This is a genomic window from Emticicia sp. MM, from assembly GCF_001649495.1.
In genome coordinates, this window is record NZ_LXHX01000080.1 from 1 (window position 1) to 3991 (window position 3991).

Genomic DNA, 3991 nt, shown 5'->3' on the forward strand with positions numbered 1-3991 from the left:
AAACGAAAAGTAGAAATTACTGCTCCGTCAGGAGCTATACCAACTGCAATGCTAAAACACACCTAACAAAATGGCTAATACTTTCACACAAATACATCTGCATTTAATATTTGCAGTAAAATTTAGACAAAACCTCATTCAACGAGAATGGAAAGATAAACTTTATAAATACACAACTGGAATCATACAAAACAATGGTCATAAAGTTTTGATTATTAACGGAATGTCCGACCACATTCATATTTTAATCGGATTTCGCAGTACCCAAACTCTTGCTGATTTGATGCGAGATATTAAACAAATGACCTCTCTTTGGATAAATGAAAATAAATTAACTAAAAGTAAATTTGCTTGGCAAGAAGGTTATGCCGCATTTTCTTACGGACAATCTCAACTACCAATTATTATAAAGTATATTGAGAATCAAGAAGAACATCATAGAAAAAGAACATTTTTAGAGGAATATAAGGAATTTTTAAACCTATTTGAAGTTTCATTCGATGAAAAGTATATTTTTAAGGAACCTGAGTAAATTGGTTTAGCTCCTACGGAGCATTTCGAATTTAGAAATAATATTTGCTACCGATATCTAACTCCTAACGGAGTACTTACACAGCACTGATTGCAATCACTTTACAATCATAATAAAGAAATCAAAAATTATTATTCAATAAATTCAATCATGAAAAAATACCTACTATTACTCGTTGCTTGTATTTATTTATGGTCATTCAAACCAAGTGGGCATCAGCTTTCCGCCCCCCCTAAATTACCTGAAGATGTAGCCATTGCCTATAAAAACTTACCTACAACCTTAGACTATAATCTTCATGTAAAACCAATTTTATCAGATAAATGCTTTGCTTGCCACGGCCCAGACAAAGCCAAACAAAAAGCAGGCCTTCGATTAGACTTAGCAGAAGCTGCTTACGCCCAACTTCCCGAAAGCCCAGGGAAAGTGGCAATTTCACCCAAAAATTTAAAGAAAAGTGAGGTTTTTCATAGAATAGTCTCGAATGACCCAACTTACGTGATGCCTACACCCAAATCACATTTGAGCTTATCGGCCTACGAAAAAGCGGTTATCATCAAATGGATTGAAAATGGTGCAGTTTATCAACCTCATTGGGCTTTCGTGAAACCACAAAAAAGAGCAATTCCTTGTCTTAAAAATACGCTTGCTTTTTCTCCCATTAATCAAATTGATAATTTTATTTTCAGTCGCTTAGAACAAGAAGGTTTGTCGGCCTCAAAAGAGGCTTCAAAGGAAATTTTGCTGCGTCGTTTGTCTTTTGATTTAACTGGCCTGCCCCCAACTCTCGAAGAAATTGATGTTTTTTTGGATGATAATAGCCCCAATGCCTACGAAAAACAAGTAGATAGGTTACTAAATTCGCCACATTATGGTGAAAAAATGTCCACTGATTGGCTTGATTTAGCTCGCTTTGCCGATTCTCATGGTTATACTGTTGACCGACTTCGAGATATGTCGCCCTACCGTGATTGGGTCATTCGGGCTTTCAACGAAAACATGCCTTATAGCAATTTTATCCACCAACAACTGGCTGGCGATTTGTTTCCATCACCCACCAAAGATATGCTCATTGCTACGGCTTTCAATCGAAATCATCCGCAAAATTTGGAAGGAGGTATTGTAGAAGAAGAATTTCAAACCGAATATGTCATGGACAGAACCAATACTTTTGGTGATGCTTTCTTGGCGATGTCGGTTGGTTGTGCCCGATGCCACGACCATAAATATGACCCAATTTCACAGAAAAATTATTACGAATTATTCAGTTTCTTTAATAATATAAGAGAAGCTGGTCAGATTTCGTGGAATGATGACCTACCCACTCCTACCCTACTTTTACCGACTGCTGAGCAAGAAAAAGTAGTCGATTTCATTAAAAATTCCATTGCAGAACAAGAACAAAAAGTAATTGAAGCGAAAAATTCAGCTACAACAGATTTTGAAAAATGGTTAGAAAATAAAGAATATCAATCACTATTAAACAATGCTTTGCCACAAGCTAACTTACAAGGATTTTATACCTTTGAAGATTCACTTCGAAACAGTGTAAATCCTAAACAAAAAGGCGTGATGCGACGTGATGCCGGAACTCTTGATAAACCTACTTTCGAGCAAACCACCAAGGGTCAAGTGCTGCTTTTAGATGGCGATGTCTATGCCGATTTAAAAGATGTAGGTGTTTTTCGAAAGTCTGAGGCTTTTACGGTTGGTATGTGGGCCTACATTCCGAAGGAAATGAAAGATGGTGTGATTTTCCATAAAAGCAATGCCGAGCGTTTGTATAATTTCAAGGGCTACCACTTATTTCTACGAAATAATAAGTTAGAAATTACGATGGCTCACACCGCTCCTTCAAATGCCATTACAAAATTAAGTTTGAAAGACGCTCCTCGTGATAAATGGGTACATTTGTGCATGACCCACGATGGCTCTGCCAAAGCCAACGGTTTCAAACTCTATCTTGATGGAGAAGAAATGACCATGGAAACCGTCATCGACCAATTATATAAAGACATTATTTTTTACTCAAAATCAGAGCCAGCATTGCAGATTGGCGGCTGGTGGCGTGGATTGGGTTTTAAAGGAGGAAAAGTTGACGATGCCATAGTTTACAGCCGAGCTTTAACGCCATTTGAAATAAAAATCTTAGCCAAAAAGGCTGATTGGGGCAATATTTCGAATAAATCTTCAAGCGAATTAAACGCCCAAGAAAAAGCGATTTTGAAAGAATATTACCTTTCGGCCATCAATCCAACAGTTTTATCGGCACAAAAAGAATTACAAAAACTCCGAACGGCTTTATCTGATTCGAGCGAAAAAATTGCCGAAATTATGATTATGCAAGAAATGCCTAAACCAAAGGTTACTCACTTGCTACATCGTGGACAATATGATGCTTTGGGTGAAGAAGTAAAACCTAATACCCCGAAAGATATTCTATCATTTCCTGCCAATTTACCTAAAAATAGACTTGGTTTGGCTCAATGGCTTACCGATGAAAATAATCCGCTTACTGCAAGAGTAGCAGTAAACCGATTCTGGCAAAATTTCTTCGGTACAGGCATTGTAAAAACGACTGAAGATTTTGGGAATCAAGGCGAAATGCCGAGCCACCCCGAATTACTTGATTGGTTGGCTCTAAATTTTCAAAAAGATTGGGATGTAAAGAAACTCAATAAACTCATTGTTATGTCAGCCACGTATCGACAAGATTCAAAAGTAAGCAAAGAAGCTAGAGAACGTGACCCCGAAAATCGTTTGCTTTCACACGGGCCAAGCAATCGACTTTCTGCCGAAATGCTTCGTGATAATGCATTGGCAGTCAGTGGTTTATTGAATAAGAAAATTGGTGGTAAAAGCATCAAACCTTATCAACCCGATGGCCTTTGGGAAATCAATAATACCCAATATACCCAAGATTCGGGTGATGCTATTTATCGACGTAGCCTTTATATAGTTGTGAAGCGTTCTGTACCCAATCCGACTTTGGGAACATTCGATGCTCCTTCTCGCAGCTATTGTGTGGTTCGTCGACAAAAAACCAATACGCCTTTGCAAGCCCTCGTGACGCTCAACGACCCAACTTTTGTTGAAGCGGCTAAAGTGATAGGCGAAGCCATGGCCAAAGAAGCCGATACCCGAAAAGCGATTATTACTGTTTATAGGAAACTTAGTGGTAAAACTCCTTCTGAACGAGAGTTGGACTTACTCTTATCATTGCAAAAATCTGAATATGAGGAGTTTAAACAAAATCCTGATAAAACCAAAGGTTGGTTAAAAACTGGACTTTATAAAATTGACCCAGCTTTAGAAGCCGCCTCAGTAGCCGCCAATGCCGTAGTAGCAAGCACGATTTTAAACTCAGATGCAACCCTTACCAAAAGATAAAATGGCACACCATGACGATACTTTCAAACTTCATTCTCCTGAGTTTTCGGCATTGAATCGAAAGCTCGA

The 3991-nt window shown here is 38.2% G+C and carries 2 protein-coding genes; both read left to right on the top strand.

The genetic code is table 11. The features are described from left to right. Nucleotides 1-70: 70 nt before the first annotated feature. Nucleotides 71-532, top strand: a complete 462-nt coding sequence (gene tnpA, locus A6M55_RS09690) for an IS200/IS605 family transposase (RefSeq protein WP_064197419.1) — start codon at nucleotides 71-73, stop codon at nucleotides 530-532. A 150-nt stretch (nucleotides 533-682) separates the two neighbouring features. Next, nucleotides 683-3922, top strand: a complete 3240-nt coding sequence (locus tag A6M55_RS09695) for a DUF1553 domain-containing protein (protein ID WP_064197420.1) — start codon at nucleotides 683-685, stop codon at nucleotides 3920-3922. Nucleotides 3923-3991: the final 69 nt, after the last annotated feature.